This window comes from Shimia sp. (assembly GCF_049116215.1).
Classification (GTDB): domain Bacteria; phylum Pseudomonadota; class Alphaproteobacteria; order Rhodobacterales; family Rhodobacteraceae; genus Shimia.
The window spans coordinates 185,570-206,446 of record NZ_JAGDZB010000005.1 but is presented as its reverse complement, the minus strand read 5'-3'; the positions used below and the strand labels follow the sequence as shown (position 1 = coordinate 206,446).

Below are 20,877 nucleotides of genomic sequence, written 5' to 3'. Positions count from 1 at the left end.
TCCAGCTTGCCCAGCAAAAGCGAATGACGCAGGGTGCCGGTCAATAAGCGAAGGATGAACCCATGCTCCCAAAACTGAGCCTGATTTTAGGTGGTGCCAGTTCTGGCAAGTCAGCATTTGCTGAGTCTTTGGTTATGGCGGCGCCACAGCCACGCATTTACATCGCTACCGCACAGACCTTTGACGACGAAATGCGCCAAAAGGTGCAGAAACATCTCGTACAGCGTGGCCCGGACTGGCGCACGATTGAGGCGCCACTCAACACAGCCGACACCCTGCGCGACCTGCCTGCAGACGCAATTGTCCTTTTGGACTGCGCCACAATGTGGCTGTCCAATCATATGCTTGCGGAGACTAACCTTGCAGCCGAGCAAGCCAAACTGCGTGACGCATTAAACGCCTGCCCCGCCCATGTAGTGGTTGTTTCCAACGAGGTTGGCCTCGACGTTGTGCCGGAAAACGCCCTCGCCCGCCGGTTCCGCGATGCCCAAGGCGCTCTGAACCAAGCCATTGCCAAACAAGCGGAATTGGCGGTGCTTGTCGTGGCCGGATTGCCGATGGTGTTAAAAGGAGATCTGCCATGACCGAATTGCATCTGGTCCGCCACGGCCCAACCCATGCCAAAACCATGGTGGGCTGGTCAGATCTACCCGCCGATCTCTCCGACACTGCACAAATCGCCCGCCTTGCGGACCACCTGCCCTCTGACGGCATCGTGATCAGCTCGGACCTGCAACGCTGCGTTACCACCGCCGACGCCATCCAACGCGACCGGCATCGGTTGCCGCATGATCCGACCTTGCGCGAAATCCACTTTGGCGACTGGGAACTCAAGACTTTTGCAGAAATCGAAGCCAACGATCCAGATCGCATCCGCGCCTACTGGGAAACCCCCGGCGATGTCCGCCCGCCCAATGGCGAAAGCTGGAACGAGGTCACCACCCGTGTCGACGGAGCGATTGATCGCTTGATTACCGCACACCAAGGTGCCAAACTGATTGTGGTTGTGCACTTTGGCGTGATCCTGACGCAAATCCAACGCGCCGAGCGTCTCACTGCGGACGAGGCCTTTGCCCATCGCATCGACAACCTCTCGGTCACCTCGATCAAAATCACCAAAGACGGCTGGATCACCGACCCAATCAATCACATTCCGTGATGGATTTCGTCAAAATGTTTTAATTTTGTGATGCATGTTTCCATGCTACCTTGTGGCATGACCTATGATTTATATCTTGGCGATTACGCCTATTCCTCCTGGTCGCTGCGCGGCTGGCTTCTGTTTGAAAAATTCGGCATCGGCCGCAATCTTACACTGGTCGACTTCTCCGACCAATCAGTGGCCGAACAACTCTCAAAGATCGCCCCGGCGCGGACCGTGCCCGCATTGGTGACCCCAGAAGGCGCAATCCTTTCTGACAGCCTCGCCATAGCTGAGGAACTCGCCACCCGCCATCCAGACGCGGGTCTGTGGCCAACCGATCCCGGCGCGCGCGCCACCGCACGCAATCTGGCTGCCGAAATGCACTCCGGCTTCTTCACCCTGCGCAACGATTGCCCAATGAACCTGCGCCAGTCTTATGCGGACAGCAGCCCGTCAGAGGACCTCCTAAAAGACATTCAACGCCTTGAAACCATTTGGGAACACGCCCGCTCCACCTACGGCGCGGATGGCCCCTGGCTGTGTGGATCCTACAGCATCGCAGATGCTTTCTACGCGCCCGTTGTTGCCCGCATTGCGGGCTACAACCTGCCCGTTGGCGACGTGGCCAAGGCCTATGTGGACGCCCACCTCACTGACCCAGCCTTCCGTCGCTGGCGCGCCATGGGGCTTGTGCGGGGCGAAACCTTGCCGTGGTACGCCAAAGACTACCCAACCCGCCCTTGGCCAGGCCCAAAACCACTGAACGCAAAAGCTGTGGAAACAGGGAAACCCGAGAACGCCGCCTGCCCTTACTCCAAGAAACCCGTGACCCATCTGATGGAACTCAACGGGCGCACCTTTGGCATGTGCAACGCTTTCTGCCGCGATAAAACCGTGGCGGATCCTGAGGCCTGGCCCGCCTTTATGGCCCTGCAATAGGCGCATTAACTATTCGCTAACCATCCTTCGCTACCAATAATTAACGATTGTTAAGTATTTGGTGGCGGGGGTTTTGTCATGGTCGCACGGGCCTACACCGTGGCGTTTGAAGGCGTTGAAGCACATCAGGTTGAGGTGCAATGCGCCCTTGCGCCGGGTCTGCCCGCCTTTGCCATTGTTGGGCTGCCCGACAAGGCTGTTTCTGAGGCACGCGACCGGATCCGCGCCGCGCTGGCCTCCATGGCCATTGCCTTGCCGTCCAAGCGTATCACCATCAATCTGTCACCTGCCGACCTGCCCAAAGAAGGCAGTCACTTCGACTTGCCAATTGCCGTAGCCTTGCTCGCCGCGCTTGGCATCATCCCCGAAGACGCGTCCGAAAGCACGGTTAGCCTGGGCGAGCTGTCACTCGACGGCTCGCTTGTCGGCGTCACTGGCGCTCTGCCCGCGGCCATGAGTGCCGCCGAAGAAGACCGCATGTTGCTCTGCCCCGCAGTCAGCAGCCCCGAGGCCGCCTGGGTCGCCGCCACGCAAGTGATAGGCGCCGCCACTTTGGCCGACGTTGTACGCCACTACACCGGCCAATCCCCCCTCGCGCCCTCGCAACCCGGCGAAGTGCAAGGTGCGACAAGTTCCCTCGACTTGCGTGACGTGAAAGGCCAGGAACGCGCCAAACGGGCGTTGGAGATCGCCGCCGCCGGCAGGCACCATTTGTTTATGGTCGGCTCCCCCGGCTCCGGCAAATCCATGCTGGCCGCACGTTTACCCACGATCCTGCCCCAAATGAGCCCTGCCGAAGCGCTGGAAACTTCGATGATCCATTCGGTGGCGGGCATTCTGGAGCAAGGTGGCATCTCCCGCGCGCGCCCGTTTCGGGAACCGCATCACTCTGCCTCCATGGCGGCTATCGTGGGCGGCGGCCGCCGCGCCCAGCCCGGCGAAATCTCACTCGCCCACAACGGCGTGTTGTTTATGGATGAAATGCCAGAGTTCTCCCGTCCTGTTCTGGAAACCCTGCGCCAACCCATTGAAACCGGTCAGGTCATGATCGCCCGCGCCAACGCCCACGTGACCTACCCCTGCAAGTTCATGCTGATCGCCGCCGCCAATCCCTGCCGGTGCGGCCACATGTATGACCCTGCCCAAGCCTGCGCCCGCGTACCCGATTGTGGCCAAGACTACCTTGGTCGCCTGTCTGGGCCGCTTATGGATCGTCTGGATTTGCGCATCGAAGTGCCGCCGGTGGCTTTCCGAGACCTCGACCTGCCCAACGATGGCGACCCCTCGGAAAAAGTTGCCCTGCGCGTCGATGACGCCCGCGCCATACAAACGGAAAGGTTCAAAGGCCGCGAGGGTATCCGCGTGAACGCCGATGCCCACGGCCAAGCTTTGGAAGAAATCGCCACACCAGACACCGAAGGCCGCGCCTTGCTCTCACAGGTGGCCGAACGCTTTGGCCTCACCGCGCGCGGCTATCACCGGGTTTTGCGCGTGGCCCGCACCATCGCGGATCTGGAGGGCGCGGACCAAATCCGCCGCCCCCATCTGGCAGAAGCCATCAGCTTCCGCCTCACCACAACGCAAGAGATTTAGGCCAGTTTGCCTTCAATCGCTTCCCAGATTTTTTCGGCGATGTTCACCCCGTCAAACCGCTCCAGCTCCTGAATTCCGGTCGGCGAGGTCACGTTGATCTCCGTCAGGTAGTCACCAATCACGTCGATCCCGACAAAAATCTGCCCCTTCTCCCTCAACAGCGGTCCGATCGCTGCACAGATTTCTAGGTCTCGCTCGGTCAGCCCAATCTTCTCAGGACGCCCACCCACATGCATGTTCGACCGCGTCTCCCCTGCCGCCGGCACACGGTTGATTGCGCCCACAGGCTCGCCGTTCACAAGGATCACGCGCTTGTCGCCGTTACTCACATCCGGCAGGAATTTCTGCACAATCAATGGCTCGCGGCTGAAGCCCGTAAACAGCTCATGCAACGAGGTCAGGTTGCGGTCATTGACATCCAGACGGAACACACCGGCCCCGCCGTTTCCATACAAGGGCTTTAAGATCACATCGCCATGCTTGGCTTTGAATTCTTTGATGGTTTCCAGATCACGCGCGATCGTAGTTGGCGGTGTCAGATCCGGGAAATCCAGCACCAGCAGCTTCTCCGGATAGTTCCGCACCCAAAACGGATCATTCACCACCAGCGTGTCCGGCGCCAAACGGTCCAGCAAATGCGTGCTAGTGATGTAGTGCATGTCAAACGGCGGATCCTGGCGCAGCCAGACCACATCAAAATCCTTCAGGTTCACCCGCTCAAACGGCCCCAAGTCCACATGGTTGCCCTGCTCGCGCCGCACCACCATGGAATGACCCCGCGCGGTGATCTCACCTTCTTCATAGGCCAAATGATCGGGCGAGTAAAAAAACAGCTCATGCCCCCGCGCCTGCGCCTCTTCGGCGATGCGGAAAGAACTGTCAGCATTGATGTCGACCGAGGTGATCGGATCCATTTGAAAGGCGATTTTCATGTGCGCACCCTGATAATAAGTCCACACTTACATGGCCCATGCCACCCCCGCTTGCAATGGGGCGCATGATCTTACCAAAGCGCATTCTCAAGGATGTGAACTTCGCCCTGCCCATTCACCAGGGCCACATCAAACCGCATCTCGGTCAACAGGCCTTTGGGCTCGCCACCAGCAAATTCCTCAGCAGCCTTCATCAACCGCTGCACCTGCTGCGGCAACAACCGCGCAGCAGCACTTTCAAAGCTGCGGCTATGTTTGACTTCGACAAACACCAGATCATCGCCGTCCCGCAGGATCAGGTCCACCTCGCCAGCCTTGCCACGCCACCGAGCTTTCGCCAAAACCAACCCTCGCGCCACATAGTGGCGCAAGACCACGTCCTCGGCCGCCTGCCCCGCCAAATAGTTGCTGCGCCCGATGTCTTCCTTGCGCCTGTCACTCATACCAAACCTTTGCTCAATCTCCGGCGTTACCCTGCCTTCTGCAGCTTCAGGGCCAATTGGTACACTTTGCGCCGGTTGATGCCATAGGCTTTGGCAATCGCATCTGACGCATCGCGCACCGACAACGTCTCCAGCGCCTCTTTGAGCGCGCTCTCAATATCATCCTCACTAGCCGCTTCGCCACGCTGCCGGTCGATCAACACAACAATCTCGCCTTTGATTGTGCGCTCCGGCAATTCCGTCGCCAATTCGTCCAGAGACCCACGCAGAACCTCCTCAAATTTCTTGGTCAGCTCCCGCGCCACAGCCGCCTTACGCTCACCGCCCAGCACCTCCGCCGCATCCGCGACCATGGCCGCCACCCGCTTAGGCGATTCGTAAAACACCAGCGTGCCCGGCACCTCCCGCACCGCCTCTAGGGCCGTCTGCCGCGCCTTTTTGGCATTGGGCAGGAAACCAGCAAAGAAAAACGAATCCGTCGGCAGGCCAGCGAGCGACAATGCGGTGATAATAGCGCTTGGCCCCGGCGCACTGGTCACCAGATGGCCAGCTTCCGCAGCGGCAACGGACAGGTGATAGCCCGGATCGGCAATCAATGGCGTGCCCGCTTCAGAGGCATAAGCCACCGATTTTCCAGCCTCCAGATAGCCCAGAAGCTTGCCCCGCGCCCCTTCTCCAGAGTGGTCATGATACGACAAAACATGTCGCCCATTTAGCGGCACACCGTGTATTTCAAGGAGTTTCTTCATCGACCGCGTGTCTTCTGCGGCAATCACGTCAGCACTGGCCAGCACATCGAGCGCCCGCAAGGTGATGTCACGCGCACTGCCAATTGGTGTGGCGACAAAGTACAAACCGGGCTGCAATTTCACGGTCTGGTGATTCATAGCTGGACCCGCCTTTTCACTCGTTTATTATTCGGCAGCAACGCGGCCGGACCTCAATCACGGGCGTGACCCCAACGGGAGTGGAGCTTACCTATGTTGTCTTTTCTTAAACCCGCCCACCGCTTTGTGAAAGGGGCGGTCGCAGGACTGTCCACGCTGGCGCTGGTCTCATGTGTGGAAACCACCGGAAGCTCCGGTCCGAAAATTGACGCCTCCGCCCCGGTGCCTGTGGCACTTTTGGTGCCCAAAGGCTCCAGCAACTCCGGTGATGCCCTGCTGGCGCAAAGCCTTGAGAACGCAGCCAAACTGGCCATTGCTGATCTTGACGGCGTGAAAATTGATCTGCGCGTCTATCCAACGGCTGGCAACCCGAACACGGCACAGGCCGCCGCGGTGCAAGCTGTGAACGAAGGTGCAAAAATCATTCTTGGTCCGGTGTTTGGCGAAGCCGCCAACGCCGCCGCCACAGCCGTGGCAGCCCGCAACGTGAACGTGCTGTCCTTCTCCAACAACACCACCATCGCCGGCGGCAACTTGTTTGTGCTTGGGCCAACATTTGACAACACCGCCGATCGACTGGTCGCCTTTGCCAAAGGTCAGGGCAAAAACAACATCATGACGGTGCACGCCAACAATTCGGCTGGCCTTCTGGGCAACACCGCCATCGCCAACGCCATCACCCGCAAAGGCGCAAACAACGCCGGTGCGGTGGGCTATGAGTTTTCACAGGAAGGCGTGATTGCCGCTGTCAGCCAAATCAAGCTGAACGCGGACCAAAACAGCGCTGACACCCTGTTTCTCACCGCCAACACCTCCGGTGCACTGCCGCTGCTGACCCAGCTTCTGCCAGAAGCGGGCCTGAGCCCGGCCACCATCCAATACATGGGCCTGACGCGTTGGGACATTCCGGCTCAAACGCTGGAACTGCCGGGTGTGCAAGGCGGCTGGTACACCATGCCGGACCCAACCCTCACCAACCAATTCCAAACCCGTTATGCGCAAGCTTACGGTGGCCTGCCCCACTCTATCGGCGGTCTGGCATATGACGGCATTGCGGCAATCGGCGCGCTGGTCAAACAAGGCAAATCTGATGCACTGACAACAGGCGCATTGACACAAGGCGCGGGCTTCCAGGGTGTGAACGGCATCTTCCGCCTGCGCACAGACGGCACAAACGAACGCGGGCTGGCCGTAGCCACAATCCGCGACAAAAAGGTGGTAATCATTGACCCTGCCCCAACCCGATTTGGAGGCGCTGGCAGCTAAGGCTGGCGCAATCTTTCCAGCCCCGCCCAGCGCGGGGCTGATCTGCTCTGCTGACGAAATTTTCAATTGCGCCGAAGTGACGGCTGAACTTGCCGAAATCCTCAAAAAGGACGGCAAGGAAAGCGATCTGCGCAAGGAAATTGTGCCTCTTCTTATGGCCCGGCGCAAAGCCGCCATGGCCCAGATTGCGGCGTCTTTCCGGGAACAGCCGCGTGCGGCCCGCGCGATGACGCGCTCTTACACCTGGCTGACCGATTGCCTGGTCAGCTGCGCATTTCATGTCGCCACTGTCAGGTTCTATCCTCTGGCCACGCCCACCGAAGCCGAACGCATCGCTCTCTTTGCCGTAGGCGGCTATGGCCGTGGCGAAATGGCCCCGCAATCCGACGTCGACCTGCTGTTTTTGACGCCTTACAAAATCACCCCATGGGCGGAGAGCGTGATTGAATCCATGCTCTATCTCCTCTGGGACCTGCGCCTGAAAGTTGGCCACAGCTCGCGCACCGTTAAAGACTGCCTGCGTTTGGGGCGTGAAGACTTCACCATCCGCACCGCCCTTCTGGAAAACCGTTTCCTGCGCGGTCACGAGCCCTTGGATGAGGAGCTCAATACCCGCCTCGAAGAGGAACTCTTCAAAGGCACCGAGCAAGAATTCATCGAAGCCAAGCTCAACGAACGGGATGAACGCCACAACAAGCAAGGCCAACGCTACGTTGTGGAGCCCAATGTCAAAGAAGGCAAAGGGGGCCTACGTGACCTGCAATCCCTCTTTTGGATTGCGAAATACGTGTACCATGTCTCCGAAGTCTCTGAACTTGTTGAGAAAGAGGTCTTGGCGCAAGACGAACTGGAACGCTTCATAGAAGCAGAAAACTTCCTCTGGGCGGTGCGTGGTCACCTGCATCTGACCGCCGGTCGCCCTATGGAACAGCTCACATTTGACGTGCAGGTCGAGATCGCCGATCAGATGGGCTACTCCGACAAAGGTGGCCGCCGCGGGGTTGAGCACTTCATGCAGGAGTTCTTCCGTCAGGCCACGGCCGTGGGGGATCTGACCCGCATTCTATTGACCAAGCTCGAAGCCAACCACGCCAAAGCGGAACCGCTTCTGGAGCGCATTTTCCGCCGCCGCCCGCGCATGAAACCGGGCTACAAAATGGTGCACAACCGGCTCGACGTGGCGGATGAAAAAGTCTTTCTCGAAGACCCGCTTAACCTGTTGCGCCTGTTCGAAGAAGGCCTGCGCACCGGCATGTTGATCCACCCGGACGCAATGCGTCTGGTCACCGCTAACCTGGATTTGATTGACGACGATTTCCGTGCCAACAAAGAAGCCCGTCGCCTGTTCCTCGATCTGCTGCTCAAGCACGGAAACCCCGAACGTGCGTTGCGCCGGATGAATGAGCTGGGCGTGCTCTCAGCTTTCATTCCGGAGTTTGAACCCATCGTCGCGATGATGCAGTTCAACATGTACCACTCCTACACGGTGGATGAGCACACCATCCAGGTGATCTCCAATTTCATGGACATCGAGCGCAAGGACCTTGAGGAGGAGCTGCCTCTTAGCTCCGAAATCCTTGCCTCCAGCGGTATCAACCGGAAGGCCCTCATGGTTGCCATGTTGCTGCACGACATCGGCAAGGGGCGCGACATCGACCACTCGGTGCTTGGCGCCCAAATCGCCCGTAAGGTCGCGCCCAACCTCGGCCTCAACAAAGCCGACAGCGAAACCGTAGAATGGCTGGTGCGTTATCACCTGCTGATGTCAGACACCGCGCAGAAACGCGACATCGCTGACCCGCGCACCGTGCGCGACTTTGCCAAAGCCGTGAAAACCGTGGACCGCCTCAACCTGCTGACCATCCTGACCGTCTGCGACATTCGCGGCGTGGGGCCGGACACCTGGAACAACTGGAAAGCCGTGCTGCTGCGCGCGCTTTACGGACAGACCAAGCTTGTGCTCGAAGACGGCATGGAAGCCATCACCCGCGAAAACCGCGGCACCAAGGCCAAAAAACTTCTGCGTGAAGAGCTGTGCGACTGGCCCAGCAAGGACCTCAAAAAAGAGACCGCCCGCCATTATGAGCCGTATTGGCAAGGTCTGCACATCACCGCACACAAAGTCTTCGCCGATCTGTTGCGCGACATTCCGGACGACGAAATCCGTATCGACCTGCACCCGGACGAAGACCGCGACGCTACGCGCGTGTGTTTTGCCATGGCCGATCACCCCGGCATCTTCTCCCGTATGTGTGGCGCGCTGGCTCTCGTGGGGGCCAACATCGTTGATGCCCGTACCTTCACGTCCAAAGACGGCTACGCCACCGCTGCCTTCTGGATACAAGATTCAGATGACGCGCCTTATGAGGCCGCCCGCCTGCCCCGCCTGCGTAAAATGATCGAACGTACCTTGGCCGGTGAGGTGGTCACCACCGAGGCCATCAGATCCCGCGATGTGATCAAGAAACGTGAACGCGCCTTCAAAGTGCCCACCACCATCCTGTTTGATAACGAAGGCTCCGAAATCTACACAATTATTGAGGTCGACACCCGCGACCGTCCGGGCCTTTTGTTTGACCTCACCCGCACGCTTGCCAACAGCAACGTCTATATCGCCTCCGCCGTGATCGCGACCTTTGGCGAACAGGTGGTGGATACCTTCTACGTCAAAGACATGTTTGGCCTGAAGTTCCATGCCGACAGCAAACAGAAGACTCTCGAAAAGAAATTGCGCGAAGCCATCGAAAAAGGCGCCGAAAGGGCCAACGCATGAAACCTATCCGCCTGATGCGCGGCTTTCTAACTGTTGGCTTCTGGACCCTGCTCAGCCGTGTGCTTGGCTTTGTCCGCGAAATCCTGTTGCTGAGCTTCATTGGCCCTGGCCCTTTGCTGGACGCCTTTGTCGCTGCTTTCCGCTTACCCAATATGTTCCGCCGTTTCTTTGCCGAAGGCGCGTTTAACGCCGCTTTTGTGCCGATGTTCTCCAAGAAACTAGAGGGCGAGGAAGACGCGGAACATTTTGCCAGCGAAGCCCTCAGCCTGTTATTTGTCGCTGTAATGACACTCACCGCACTGGGTATGATCTTCATGCCTGCGCTTGTCTGGCTCACAGCGGAAGGCTTTGCCGGGGACGCGCGCTTTGACCTGACAGTCGGCTATGGCCGCATTGTGTTTCCCTACATCTTTTTCATGTCGTTGGCCGCCCTGTTCTCCGGCGTGCTCAACGCCACGGGCCGCTTTGCTGCCGCAGCTGCCGCCCCGGTGCTGCTCAACATCCTGATTATTCCAGCGCTGATATTTGGCCACCTCTCCGGTGGCCCTGTCATCACCTGGCTGATCTGGACCATTCCTGTCGCCGGGGTTGCACAGTTGGGCCTGGTTTGGATTGCCACCCGTCGCGCCGGTTTGCGTATCTCCCTGCGCCTGCCCAAATGGACGCTGGACATGGCCCGCATGGTCCGCGTCGCCGTCCCAGCTGCTCTGGCTTCCGGCGTCATGCAGATCAACCTTGTGGTTGGACAAATCGTGGCCTCCAACACCGAAGGCGCCGTGAGCTGGCTGTACGCCGCCGACCGCCTCTACCAACTGCCCCTTGGTGTGATTGGCATCGCCATCGGTATTGTCCTCCTACCGGACCTCTCGCGCCGTCTAAAAGCAGATGACCAATCCGGGGCTCAAAACGCCTTCTCGCGCGCCAGCGAGTTCGCCATGTTCTTGACCATCCCCTGCGCCGTGGCGTTTTTAGTAATCCCCCTGCCGATTGTCTCCGTTCTTTACGAACGCGGCGCCACCGGCTCGGATGACGTTGCCGCCATTTCTGTCGCCCTGGCAATCTACGCGCTTGGTCTGCCAGCTTTCGTGCTGCAAAAACTTCTGCAACCACTCTACTTTGCCCGCGAAGACACCAAACGCCCGTTCCACTACGCCGTTTGGGCCATGGTGGTGAACGCCGCGCTGGCCTTTGGTTTGGCGCCCTACATCCAATGGATGGCCCCCGCCATTGCCGCCACCGTCTCCGCTTGGATCATGGTTGCCCAACTGGGCTTTGGCGCGCGCGGCTACGGCCAAGTGGCCAAATTTGACACCCGTCTGCGCAAACGCCTCTGGCGCATCAGTCTGGCGTCTGCCGCCATGGGGGGGGCGCTCTGGGTAACCTGGGTCATTCTGGTGCCGTGGTTCGGCTTGCCCGGCTGGCGCTACGTGGCTTTGCTGATCCTGCTCACGCTCGGCGCGGTTGTGTATTTTGCCGTTGGCCGCCTCATCGGCGCCTATGTTCCCAGCGAACTAAAAGCCGCTGCCCGCCGTGGTTGAGCGGGCACAGGCCGACAAATAGACTCAGAAACCGGTTGCTCCTGCACCCTAATGTGCCGTTAACCTTGGGCATTCTTTAATCTCGGGAGTGAGACATGAATAATTGGATCGTAATGTTGATCGTCGGCATCCTTGCCGTGGTCTTGGGTGTTCTGGCGCTGGCCAACCCGTTCGCCGCCTCAATGACCGCCACAGTCTTTGCTGGCTGGAGCTTTCTTTTCCTAGGCGCATTTCAAACCTTTGCCGCCTTTAGCGCGCCGTCCACAGGCGCAAAAATCGCAGGCGTGATACTGGGCCTATTGGCTCTGGTCATTGGTGTGCACATCATCGCACAACCGCTTCAGGGCCTGCTGTCCTTGACCTTCGCCGCCGGTATTCTCTTCCTTGTGTCCGGCGTGTTCAAAGGCGTGTTTGGCTTTTCCAACTTCGAAGGCAGCGCCCGTTGGGCCTTGCTTCTGTCCGGTCTGGTCTCGGTTATCTTGGGCCTGATGGTGCTGAACAACTTCCCGCAATCCGCAGCCGTGCTGCTGGGTGTGTTGCTCGCCATCGAGCTTCTGTCCAACGGCATCAGCGCCATCGCGCTGGCCTTTGCCGTGCGCAGCGCCAACAACGCGGACGCCCCACAAGAAGACGCCGCCTAAGCGTCTCAATCACTGGCGGCGGATCTTTTCGCGGATCCGCTGCCACCCTCCGGGGATCAGCGCAAAGGACATCAAAAACCCTGCGCCAAAGCCGATCACATCGGCCACCCAATCCGGACCACCACCAAAAACCAAGCTAAAACCCAACTGAATGGCGACCAGCATGCCAATCAGTGAAAACGCGCGGACTTGTGGTTCACCCACCGCCCCTAGGCTGGTCCACAGCAAAAACGTAAACGCCCCGATCAGGCCGTATACGCCAGGATAGTTGCCCAGCAACGGTGTGGAGGCATCCAAAATCACCGCATAGCCCAGTGCACCCACAGCGCCGGACACCACAAAAATCGCCAGTGTGGCCCAGCCAGAGAACACCTCTCCCACCATCTTGCCCATCGCCAACAGCAACACACCGCCAAACAGCGCATGGGTAAAGCTGTAATGCACAAACAGATAGCTCACAAAACGGATCATATGCTCCGCCGGAAACTGCCCATTGCTCACCATCCAATCAAAGATATCAGGTGAAAACGCGTAGCGTTGGATAGCGTCAAGCCGCCACCCCACCGCCGTAGGACCACCCACAATCCCTTTGGAGCCGAGCCAAAGTGCCGCCTCAACCCCGACCAATAGCAAAAACAACGCCGTCACCACCGGCGGCAACGGGTTCACGGGGCTTTGATCATCTGGGTGCGACATGCCTGTACTCCTTACCCGTCCTGCTTGACGGTGTTTGGCCTCGGAGATAAGCCAAGCAGGCTAACAAATCCAGATGGAGTATTTCCAATGAACGAGGCGGTCCAAACGTCCTCCACCTTTACCCCACGCGTCTTTTCCGGGATTCAACCCTCGGGCGGTCTGACGCTGGGCAATTACCTCGGCGCGATGAAGCGCTTTGTCGACATGCAAGAGGCCGGTACCCATGAAACCGTGTTCTGTATGGTTGACCTGCACGCCATCACAGTCTGGCAAGACCCTGCCAAGCTGCAACGCGCCACCCGCGAACTCTGCGCCGGTTTTATTGCTGCAGGCATCGATCCAAAGAAATCAATCTTGTTCAACCAATCAGCAGTGGCCGAACACACTCAACTCGCCTGGATTTTTAACTGCGTCGCCCGCATGGGCTGGATGCAGCGCATGACCCAATGGAAAGACAAAGCTGGCAAAAATCAGCAGAATGCCTCACTTGGCCTTTTGGCGTATCCTGCTCTCATGGCTGCAGATATCTTGATCTATCACGCCACGCACGTGCCTGTTGGTGAAGACCAGAAGCAACACCTCGAGCTGACCCGTGACGTGGCGACCAAGTTCAACCACGACTTCGGCGTCGACTTCTTCCCCATCACTGAACCGGTGATCGAAGGCGCTGCCACCCGTGTGATGTCCTTCCGCGATGGCACCAAAAAGATGTCCAAGTCCGACCCGTCTGATGCGTCGCGCATCAACATGACCGACGACGCGGACACCATCGCCAAGAAGATCCGCAAGGCCAAAACCGATCCGGAGGCGCTTCCGTCCGAGGCCAAAGGTCTGGAAGAGCGTCCAGAAGCCCGCAATCTGGTCAACATCTATGCAGGTCTTTCCGGTCTGACTGTGGATCAGGTTCTGGCGGACGTCGGCGGCAAGCAGTTCTCCGAGTTCAAGCCGATGCTCTCTGACCTCGCGGTGTCCAAACTGTCCCCGATCAGCACGGAAATGGCCCGCCTGATGGAGCATCAGGACGAGATCGACAAGATCCTCGCCCACGGCGCAGCACAGGCCCGCGAAATCGCCGCGCCGATTCTGAAAAAGACCTACGAAATTGTCGGCATGGTCGGCGCTTAAGCCTCTCACACCGCAAAAATCAATCAGCCCCGCCTCTGGCGGGGCTTTTTTTGTTGAGCCCCCGTCACGTCCCCAACGCACGCTCCAAAAACAACGCCTCGTGACCTTTAAACAAACCCATCACCGGATTGCCAAACCCAACCTTCTCGGCAACCCGAACAGAGCCCGCATGCCCCGGATCAAAGATCGCGCAGGACATAGGAAACTCCTTGGCGAGCACATCATCCGCCCAGGCCATCACCGCCGTCACGGCCTCCGTTGCCAGCCCCTGCCCCTGAGCCGAGGTCTTCAACGCCCAACCAGCTTCAGGCTTGCCATGCACACTCGGCTGGGAATCTCGATGATAGTCCGCCAACCCGGCCTCGCCCACAAAAGTGCCGTCCACTTTGCTTTCCAGCACCCAGTAGCCATAGCCCAGCGCCTGCCAATGCCCGATGTAGCGCAACAGTCGTGACCACGACTCTGACGCTGTCGACGGCACGCCCGAAATCCGCGCCACAACCTCCGGATCAGCCCACATTGCAGCGCTGTCCTCAAAATCCGCCAGCGCGTGCCCGCGCAATATCAACCGATCTGTTTCAAGCCTTGGAACTTCTATCGCCACTACAATTATCCTACTTATCTGGATGATCCGCCACATCCGGCTCCCATCTTGACAGACCCTACCATCTGCTCAACCATAAGCCATGGTTTGGTTTGTCTCATTGAAGAGAGTATGTACGGCCGCGGTTCTGGGAGCCGCGCTTATCTCCAGCCCCCCAATTGCAGCCCAAGAGACCGCTCTGGTGTCCCCCAACGGCAAACCCGTTGTGTTTGGCGTGGCACGTGGCTTCAAACGCAAAGCTGGCCTCTGTCTCGACTACGGCAAATCGCGCCTCCGCAATGGGGCACCGTATCACGTGGTCGAACCCGCCCGCACCATCACCAGCCACGAAGGCATGGACTTCTGCAGGCGCGCGGGGACACCCGTCATTGCACCATTGGACGGCAAAATTCGCTTCATTGAACAAGACAACGCCTCCTGGGGCGGTGTGGTCGGCATCACATCCAACTTCTCCTTGCGCCCGTCGCCCGGCAAAAGCAAACAACGTATCTTCGTGGAAATGGTGCACATTGTGCCCATTCAAGGACTGCGCAAAGGGCAAAAAGTCTCCGCCGGGCAACTTGTCGGGCACGTGCAAAAAGCCAACCGCCCCAGCATCGGTGACACTCCCCACGTGCACTTTGCCGTGCGACGCTGCAACGATTGGCCCACGTGCCATATCGACCCAAACTACTTTTGGCGCGACGGCGTCGGCCGCATCTCCTGCCACACCCCGTCAAAACCTCTACCCAATGGACGGATGGTGGCTCCGCTGCCCTGCAAGTAGCAGGCTTACATCTGCTCGCCCTCCGCATTTTCGCACACTGTCCGCGCCAAATCGCAAGTTTTCAGCACTTAGCCCCGCGCCTACCTTTGTTCTCAGCAAAGGAGACCTCTCATGACCGCGCCCTACGCCCCTTCCGCCCGCATCGGCCATGTGCATCTGAAAGTCGCAGACCTTGACCGCGCAATAGCGTTTTATGCAGATGTCCTGGGCTTTGAGGTACAAAGCCGCCTCGGCAATGACGCCGCCTTCCTCGGATCGGACGGCTATCACCACCATATCGGCCTCAATACCTGGCGCAGCAAAGGCAGCGGCCCCGCGCCGGAACACCACACCGGCCTGTTTCATACCGCCATCCTCTACCCGTCCCGCGCGGATCTCGCGACCGCTGTGCAACGGGTCATTGACGCTGGCTATCCCGTACTGGGCGCATCAGATCACGGCGTATCCGAAGCCATCTACTTCAACGATCCCGACGGCAACGGCGTCGAACTCTACCGCGACCGGCACGCCGCTGAATGGCCCCGTCACTGTGACGGCAGCCTGCAAATGTACAGCCGCCCCTTGCAACTCGAAGCACTACTCGCAGAGGCGGCCTAACCGCCGCCCAAGCGCCCGCGGTAACATCTTGTTAACCACGTTTATCTTACGATCCCCCGGTTCAGTAGGAGGTAACTGGTGAAGTTTATGATCTATAACAGTCGTTCCCTGTCAAAGCCCTTCGAGGATATCGACATGGAGATTCTGCGTACGGCAGTTGCCTTCAACGCAGCCCATGACGTCACCGGTTTCCTGCATCGCAGCGCACAGCATTATTACCAGTACCTGGAGGGTCCCAGTCATCACATTGATGCCTTGCTGGATCGTATCGCCAAAGACACGCGCCACACCGAATTTCACCTCCTGCAATCTGGCAACACTGATCAGCGCCGCTTTGGCAGTTGGTCAATGGGGTATTCGCGGATCGCGCGAGCGGCGCAAACGGCACTACTCACCCCGGACAGCAGCGGCCATGAGGTCTCTCAAGTCCTGCATCAGGAAGCCCTGCGTCAACAGGCGGACGCCCCGTCCGAGGACCCCGCTTAGGCCGCCTCTGTTCCGGCATCCCTTCGCCAAGCCACGTCACAATACTGCAAACAACTTGTCACGAATCTGAATCAGCGGCCTCCTAGTCTTGGCATCATCCAACGATCCAAGCCTACGGAGCCAGGAATGCCCTCTGACCACCAAACCGACGACCTGTCATTTGACGAAATCGACGAGCTGATCTCGCCCCGCGCGGAAGAAACCGACTTTGACCAAGTGGTGGAAACCGCCCTGTCCCGCCGTGGTTTCCTGGGCGGTGTGATGACCTTTGGCCTCGGCTCCTTCCTGGTTGGCACCACCGCCCTCACCCGCGACGCTGTGGCCGAAGGGGACCGTTTTGGCTTCACCCAGGTTGCGGCCAACACGGAGGACACCATCACCGTGCCAGACGGCTTTGAGTGGGACCAAGTTGTGACCTGGGGCGATCCGCTCTTCTCCGACGCCCCGGCTTTTGACGAAGCCACCCGCGGCACCGCCGCCTCTCAGGCGCGCGCCTTTGGCGACAACAACGACGGCATGTCGATCTTCACCAAAGATGGCCGCACCGTCATGGCCATCAACAACGAATACACCAACCGCAAGATCCTCTGGGGCAACAACCCCGATGGCAAATGGGTCTCTGACGACGACGTGCAAAAGGGCATGAACGCCCACGGCGTGTCCGTCTTCGAAGTGGCCCGCGACGAGAGTGGCAACTGGCAGGTGGTGGTCGACAGCGACCTGAACCGCCGCATCACGCCACAAACCGATATGGACCTAACCGGCCCGGCCGCTGGCCACGCCCTGCTGAAAACCGACGCAGACCCAACTGGCACCACCACCAAAGGCACCTGGAACAACTGCGGCAACGGCGAAACCCCGTGGGGCACTTACCTGACCTGCGAAGAAAACTTTAACGGTTATTTCTCTGCTGAAGATGAAGCCCATGAGGTCTCCGCAGAACTCAAGCGCTACGGTGTATCCTCCAAAGATTGGGGCTACGGCTGGGCCAAAGTGGAAGCGCGCTTTGACGTCTCCAAAAACCCAAATGAGCCAAACCGCGCAGGCTATGTGGTCGAGATCGACCCGTTTGACCCAACCTCAACGCCCAAGAAACGCACCGCCCTGGGCCGTTTCAAACACGAAAACGCCGCGGTGGTTCTGGCGCCCAACGGCAAAGCGGTTGTTTACCTCGGCGACGATGAGCGCGGCGAGTTCCTTTACAAGTTTGTGTCACACGGCACCTACTCCGCCACCGGCGACAACAGCGATCTATTGGAAAGTGGCGACCTGTTTGTGGCCAAATTCTTTGATGACATGCGCGGCGAGTGGCTGGCCCTGACGCCCGACACCACCGGGATGAGCGACGCAGAGATCCGCATCCATACCCGTCTGGCCGCGTCCAAAGTTGGCGCGACCACGATGGACCGCCCAGAATGGGTGGCGGTGAACCCAACCAAGGCCGAAGCCTATGTTGCGCTCACCAACAACAAGAACCGCGGCAAAAAGCCAAACGCTGGCGGCGATGACACATCAGCCAACGGTCCAAACCCACGTGTCGAAAATCACTACGGCCAGATCGCCCGCTGGATGCCGGACAACGAAGACCACAGCGCAAACGGGTTTAGCTGGAACCTCTTCGCACTGGCCGGGAACCCGGATGTACATGATGATGCATATGCAGGCAGCGAGAACATCAATGCCGGAAATATGTTCAATTCCCCGGACGGCATGGCCTTTGACAGCACCGGCCTGTTGTGGATCCAGACCGACGGCAAATATTCTAACGAAGGCGACTTTGCGGGCATGGGCAACAACCAGATGCTTGCGGGCGACACCGTCACCGGTGAAATCCGCCGCTTCCTGGTTGGCCCCAAAGAATGTGAAGTCACCGGAGTTTGCTGGTCCCCGGATCGCCGCACCATGTTTGTCGGCATTCAGCACCCGGGCGAAAAAGGCAACTCCCACTTCCCGGATGGCGGCACCTCCGTGCCACGGTCTGGTGTTTTCGCGGTACGTCGCACAGACGGCGGCCTCATTGGATAACAACTACACAAATTCTGACTACCTAAAGACCTTTTTATAGATCTCTTTTATAGAACCAAAACTTTGGCCCTCGACCGCCCCCTGGTCGAGGGTTTTCTCTTTTCCGAAAGGTGCTTAGCCGCGCCCGATGTAAGGCATTTTGGTTGCCATCACTGTCATGAACTGCACATTAGCATTGAGCGGCATCTCCGCCATATGCAGCACCGACCGCGCCGCGTCCTGCACATCCATCGTGGCATTGGGGGCTTTGCCATCAGCCACCAGAGCTGCATTCAACCCGGCCACCATGTCAGTTTCCGCGTTGCCAATGTCGATCTGACCGCAGGCGATGTCATACGGCCGCCCGTCCAGCGACAACGTCCGCGTCAGCCCCGTCACTGCATGCTTTGTGAGCGTGTAGCACACCGAGCCTTCGCGCGGCACATGCGCGCTCAGCGATCCGTTGTTGATGATCCGCCCACCCTGCGGCACCTGACGCCGCATCTGCGCGTAGGCCAGCTTGGCCGCGATAAACATGCCGCGCACGTTCACATCGAGCACCTGATCAAAGCCACCCAGATCAATCTCATCAATTGACCCCGCAGGCCCAAACATACCGGCATTGTTGAACAATGCATCCAGCCGCTCTGCCCGCGCCACAAACCGTGCAAAGGCGCTCTCCATCGCCGCCGCATCGGTCACATCCGCCACCAAGGGAACCGCGTTCACATAGTCATCGGCAATCGCCTGCAGCTTTTCCTCGCTGCGCGCCAACACACCAACACGCCAACCGGCTTCCAAAAACGCCACCGCTGTGGCTTTGCCAATCCCCTGGCTCGCGCCGGTCACAATGATGCTTTTCACGCGTTTTCCTCCTGCGCCATCAACTCCAGCGGCGCAGGCGCCACCGTCAAATCACTCACGTCCAGCGGCCCCGATGGCTTTGCTAGTCGATTGCGCACCACCCAATGTAGTCGCTCGCTGGCCCGCGTGATCGCCACATAAGCCAGCCGCTTCCACAACGGCTGCCCCGCCTCCTGCCGGTTCATCCGCGCCGCAACAAACAGGTCCGGCGCAAACACCTGCACGTTTTCCCACTGGGACCCCTGCGCCTTGTGAATGGTCACCGCCGCGCCGTGCAAGAATGTCGCCCCCATACGCGCGGCATAGGGAATAAACGGCTCTTCCTCATCCGGCATCTCAATCTTCACAATCGAGGCCGCCGACACGCGCGGGTCTTCCGCGCCCATCACATGCAACCTCGAGAACCCCGGCTTGCGCCCCGGCCCAAGGTAAATCACCTGCGCACCCTTAATGAGCCCCCGCGCCTCCAGATCCAGCCGCTTCTTGCGATGCTTCATCGGCAGCTCAATCCCGTCACAGATCAGCGGCTCACCTTCCAGCAGCTCATCCTCAGGCGCGCCATGCACCCTGCGAAATGCGTTAATCAGCCGGATTCGGGTGGCGTTGCGCCACACCAACACCGGCGAGCGCGCCATCAGATCGACCTCAACCCGCTGCGCCAAAACCACACGATCATCTTTGCGCGCAGACTCTTCCACCATGCGCTCAAAATCCTGAAACCCCAGCTGCGGATCGGCCAAAGCATGGGCCAAATCCAAAATTGGGTTGTCCGCATCCTGGCGGTGAATTCGCTCCAGATTATAGACTGCAGGAGCAGGCAGCTTATCAAACACCATTGCGCCTGACTGGTTCACCGGTGCCAACTGCGCAGGATCGCCAAACAGCACCAGAGTGCTGAAAATCTCTTTCAAATCCTCAAACTGCTTGTCATCCAGCATCGAGCTTTCGTCGATAAACCCGATGTCCAGAGGATCATCCCGCCGCTTCCAGCCGGTGATAAAATCACTACCCCGCAGCCCAGCCGCCGCCAAAGCGCCCGGAATGGATTTGTGCAGTTTGTAAAACTCCAACGCCCGATCCAGCGCCTCATCCGTGAGCCCCTCAATTTCGGGACGCTCGCCTTTGTCGGCCAGCCACTCCGCAATTTTCTCGTATTCCGGATCATACACCGGCGTATAAATGATCCGGTGAATGGTCGTCGCGGGCACACCGCGCATCCGCAACACGCTGGCCGCCTTGTTGGTTGGTGCCAAAATCGCCAGCGTGCGGTGATCCTTCTTGCGCTTGCCTTCATAGTCGCCGGAGACAATATCCACCCCGGCCCCCTCCAAGGCCTTCACCATCTCCGAAAGCAACAACGTCTTGCCCGAACCAGCCTTTCCGGTCACCGCAGCAATCGCCTGCTTGCCTTCGACAGCAGGGGTCAACAGCCCCTCGTCCAAATCCACCCCCAGCCCTTTGAGCAAAGAGGAGATATTGTCAAAGGCCTCGGCCTGATCGTGGCTGAATGTGATGGAGGTACTGCTCATGGCGCGACCCTATAGCGGGCGACGATTGGGGGCCAGCGGGTTTGTTTCGC

General features: G+C 59.0%; 20 protein-coding genes. 13 read left to right on the top strand and 7 right to left on the bottom strand.

The window, feature by feature from the left end; genetic code table 11:
- The first annotated feature begins 62 nt into the window (after nucleotides 1-62).
- From cobU to JXR15_RS15730, 4 genes are all read left to right on the top strand, one after another.
- Nucleotides 63-584: a bifunctional adenosylcobinamide kinase/adenosylcobinamide-phosphate guanylyltransferase gene (gene cobU / locus JXR15_RS15745; protein ID WP_422054152.1), complete on the top strand. Its 522-nt coding sequence runs from the start codon at nucleotides 63-65 to the stop codon at nucleotides 582-584.
- Entirely contained in the window at nucleotides 581-1,159 is a 579-nt protein-coding gene (locus JXR15_RS15740; RefSeq protein ID WP_422054151.1) for a histidine phosphatase family protein, read from the top strand. Before cobU ends, JXR15_RS15740 begins: the two co-directional genes overlap by 4 nt.
- A gap of 57 nt (nucleotides 1,160-1,216) precedes the next feature.
- The gene (locus JXR15_RS15735; RefSeq protein WP_422054150.1) at nucleotides 1,217-2,083 is read left to right on the top strand and encodes a glutathione S-transferase; all 867 of its coding nucleotides are present in this window, start codon (nucleotides 1,217-1,219) and stop codon (nucleotides 2,081-2,083) included.
- Nucleotides 2,084-2,161: 78 nt separating this feature from the next.
- A complete protein-coding gene (locus JXR15_RS15730) occupies nucleotides 2,162-3,676 on the top strand; it encodes a YifB family Mg chelatase-like AAA ATPase (protein ID WP_422054149.1) in 1,515 nt (504 codons plus the stop codon).
- Here the strand turns inward: JXR15_RS15730 and gshB are convergent.
- The 3 genes from gshB to rsmI all read right to left on the bottom strand — a co-directional run bounded on the left by gshB (nucleotide 3,673) and on the right by rsmI (nucleotide 5,938).
- Nucleotides 3,673-4,608, bottom strand: coding sequence for a glutathione synthase (gshB, locus tag JXR15_RS15725; protein ID WP_422054148.1), 936 nt, complete (start codon nucleotides 4,606-4,608; stop codon nucleotides 3,673-3,675). The genes JXR15_RS15730 and gshB overlap by 4 nt on opposite strands.
- A 71-nt stretch (nucleotides 4,609-4,679) precedes the next feature.
- A complete protein-coding gene (locus tag JXR15_RS15720; RefSeq protein ID WP_422054147.1) occupies nucleotides 4,680-5,051 on the bottom strand; it encodes a YraN family protein in 372 nt (123 codons plus the stop codon).
- Between the two features lie 26 nt (nucleotides 5,052-5,077).
- Nucleotides 5,078-5,938: a 16S rRNA (cytidine(1402)-2'-O)-methyltransferase gene (gene rsmI, locus JXR15_RS15715; RefSeq protein ID WP_422054146.1), complete on the bottom strand. Its 861-nt coding sequence runs from the start codon at nucleotides 5,936-5,938 to the stop codon at nucleotides 5,078-5,080.
- A 93-nt stretch (nucleotides 5,939-6,031) separates the two neighbouring features.
- On the opposite strand from rsmI, the gene JXR15_RS15710 reads away from it, so the two are divergent.
- The 4 genes from JXR15_RS15710 to JXR15_RS15695 all read left to right on the top strand — a co-directional run bounded on the left by JXR15_RS15710 (nucleotide 6,032) and on the right by JXR15_RS15695 (nucleotide 12,156).
- Nucleotides 6,032-7,204, top strand: a complete 1,173-nt coding sequence (locus JXR15_RS15710) for a penicillin-binding protein activator (RefSeq protein ID WP_422054145.1) — start codon at nucleotides 6,032-6,034, stop codon at nucleotides 7,202-7,204.
- Nucleotides 7,164-9,977 (top strand): [protein-PII] uridylyltransferase, encoded by a 2,814-nt coding sequence (locus tag JXR15_RS15705; RefSeq protein WP_422054144.1) that lies wholly within the window; start codon nucleotides 7,164-7,166, stop codon nucleotides 9,975-9,977. The genes JXR15_RS15710 and JXR15_RS15705 overlap by 41 nt, the downstream gene beginning before the upstream one ends.
- Entirely contained in the window at nucleotides 9,974-11,515 is a 1,542-nt protein-coding gene (gene murJ, locus JXR15_RS15700) for a murein biosynthesis integral membrane protein MurJ (RefSeq protein WP_422054143.1), read from the top strand. Before JXR15_RS15705 ends, murJ begins: the two co-directional genes overlap by 4 nt.
- A gap of 95 nt (nucleotides 11,516-11,610) precedes the next feature.
- Nucleotides 11,611-12,156, top strand: coding sequence for an HdeD family acid-resistance protein (locus tag JXR15_RS15695; RefSeq protein WP_422054142.1), 546 nt, complete (start codon nucleotides 11,611-11,613; stop codon nucleotides 12,154-12,156).
- Nucleotides 12,157-12,165: 9 nt separating this feature from the next.
- Here the strand turns inward: JXR15_RS15695 and JXR15_RS15690 are convergent, their stop codons facing one another.
- The gene (locus tag JXR15_RS15690; protein ID WP_422054141.1) at nucleotides 12,166-12,852 is read right to left on the bottom strand and encodes a rhomboid family intramembrane serine protease; all 687 of its coding nucleotides are present in this window, start codon (nucleotides 12,850-12,852) and stop codon (nucleotides 12,166-12,168) included.
- Nucleotides 12,853-12,939: 87 nt separating this feature from the next.
- Here JXR15_RS15690 and trpS point away from each other — a divergent pair, with 87 nt between their 5' ends.
- The gene (gene trpS / locus JXR15_RS15685; RefSeq protein ID WP_422054140.1) at nucleotides 12,940-13,977 is read left to right on the top strand and encodes a tryptophan--tRNA ligase; all 1,038 of its coding nucleotides are present in this window, start codon (nucleotides 12,940-12,942) and stop codon (nucleotides 13,975-13,977) included.
- Nucleotides 13,978-14,041: 64 nt separating this feature from the next.
- Here the strand turns inward: trpS and JXR15_RS15680 are convergent, their stop codons facing one another.
- Nucleotides 14,042-14,581: a GNAT family N-acetyltransferase gene (locus JXR15_RS15680; RefSeq protein WP_422054139.1), complete on the bottom strand. Its 540-nt coding sequence runs from the start codon at nucleotides 14,579-14,581 to the stop codon at nucleotides 14,042-14,044.
- Nucleotides 14,582-14,762: 181 nt separating this feature from the next.
- Between JXR15_RS15680 and JXR15_RS15675 the strand changes: the two genes are divergently transcribed.
- The 4 genes from JXR15_RS15675 to JXR15_RS15660 all read left to right on the top strand — a co-directional run bounded on the left by JXR15_RS15675 (nucleotide 14,763) and on the right by JXR15_RS15660 (nucleotide 18,455).
- Nucleotides 14,763-15,347 carry a M23 family metallopeptidase gene (locus JXR15_RS15675; RefSeq protein ID WP_422054138.1) on the top strand — a complete coding sequence of 195 codons (585 nt, stop codon included), beginning with the start codon at nucleotides 14,763-14,765 and terminating at the stop codon, nucleotides 15,345-15,347.
- Between the two features lie 111 nt (nucleotides 15,348-15,458).
- On the top strand, nucleotides 15,459-15,944 hold the full coding sequence (locus JXR15_RS15670) for a VOC family protein (RefSeq protein ID WP_422054137.1): 486 nt from the start codon (nucleotides 15,459-15,461) through the stop codon (nucleotides 15,942-15,944).
- Between the two features lie 87 nt (nucleotides 15,945-16,031).
- Entirely contained in the window at nucleotides 16,032-16,430 is a 399-nt protein-coding gene (locus tag JXR15_RS15665) for a BLUF domain-containing protein (RefSeq protein WP_422054291.1), read from the top strand.
- A gap of 126 nt (nucleotides 16,431-16,556) precedes the next feature.
- Entirely contained in the window at nucleotides 16,557-18,455 is a 1,899-nt protein-coding gene (locus JXR15_RS15660; protein ID WP_422054136.1) for a PhoX family protein, read from the top strand.
- A gap of 114 nt (nucleotides 18,456-18,569) precedes the next feature.
- Here the strand turns inward: JXR15_RS15660 and JXR15_RS15655 are convergent, their stop codons facing one another.
- Both JXR15_RS15655 and JXR15_RS15650 read right to left on the bottom strand, forming a co-directional pair.
- Nucleotides 18,570-19,298 (bottom strand): SDR family oxidoreductase, encoded by a 729-nt coding sequence (locus tag JXR15_RS15655; protein ID WP_422054135.1) that lies wholly within the window; start codon nucleotides 19,296-19,298, stop codon nucleotides 18,570-18,572.
- The gene (locus JXR15_RS15650) at nucleotides 19,295-20,827 is read right to left on the bottom strand and encodes an ATP-dependent DNA helicase (protein WP_422054134.1); all 1,533 of its coding nucleotides are present in this window, start codon (nucleotides 20,825-20,827) and stop codon (nucleotides 19,295-19,297) included. Before JXR15_RS15650 ends, JXR15_RS15655 begins: the two co-directional genes overlap by 4 nt.
- Nucleotides 20,828-20,877: the final 50 nt, after the last annotated feature.

Excerpts from the sequence above, each read along its gene's own strand:
- cobU (WP_422054152.1), top strand. The coding sequence starts at position 63 with ATGCTCCCAAAACTGAGCCTGATTTTAGGTGGTGCCAGTTCTGGCAAG.
- JXR15_RS15740 (WP_422054151.1), top strand. The coding sequence starts at position 581 with ATGACCGAATTGCATCTGGTCCGCCACGGCCCAACCCATGCCAAAACC.
- JXR15_RS15735 (WP_422054150.1), top strand. The coding sequence starts at position 1,217 with ATGACCTATGATTTATATCTTGGCGATTACGCCTATTCCTCCTGGTCG.
- JXR15_RS15730 (WP_422054149.1), top strand. The coding sequence starts at position 2,162 with ATGGTCGCACGGGCCTACACCGTGGCGTTTGAAGGCGTTGAAGCACAT.
- gshB (WP_422054148.1), bottom strand. The coding sequence starts at position 4,608 with ATGAAAATCGCCTTTCAAATGGATCCGATCACCTCGGTCGACATCAAT.
- JXR15_RS15720 (WP_422054147.1), bottom strand. The coding sequence starts at position 5,051 with ATGAGTGACAGGCGCAAGGAAGACATCGGGCGCAGCAACTATTTGGCG.
- rsmI (WP_422054146.1), bottom strand. The coding sequence starts at position 5,938 with ATGAATCACCAGACCGTGAAATTGCAGCCCGGTTTGTACTTTGTCGCC.
- JXR15_RS15710 (WP_422054145.1), top strand. The coding sequence starts at position 6,032 with ATGTTGTCTTTTCTTAAACCCGCCCACCGCTTTGTGAAAGGGGCGGTC.
- murJ (WP_422054143.1), top strand. The coding sequence starts at position 9,974 with ATGAAACCTATCCGCCTGATGCGCGGCTTTCTAACTGTTGGCTTCTGG.
- JXR15_RS15695 (WP_422054142.1), top strand. The coding sequence starts at position 11,611 with ATGAATAATTGGATCGTAATGTTGATCGTCGGCATCCTTGCCGTGGTC.
- JXR15_RS15690 (WP_422054141.1), bottom strand. The coding sequence starts at position 12,852 with ATGTCGCACCCAGATGATCAAAGCCCCGTGAACCCGTTGCCGCCGGTG.
- trpS (WP_422054140.1), top strand. The coding sequence starts at position 12,940 with ATGAACGAGGCGGTCCAAACGTCCTCCACCTTTACCCCACGCGTCTTT.
- JXR15_RS15670 (WP_422054137.1), top strand. The coding sequence starts at position 15,459 with ATGACCGCGCCCTACGCCCCTTCCGCCCGCATCGGCCATGTGCATCTG.
- JXR15_RS15665 (WP_422054291.1), top strand. The coding sequence starts at position 16,032 with ATGATCTATAACAGTCGTTCCCTGTCAAAGCCCTTCGAGGATATCGAC.
- JXR15_RS15660 (WP_422054136.1), top strand. The coding sequence starts at position 16,557 with ATGCCCTCTGACCACCAAACCGACGACCTGTCATTTGACGAAATCGAC.
- JXR15_RS15650 (WP_422054134.1), bottom strand. The coding sequence starts at position 20,827 with ATGAGCAGTACCTCCATCACATTCAGCCACGATCAGGCCGAGGCCTTT.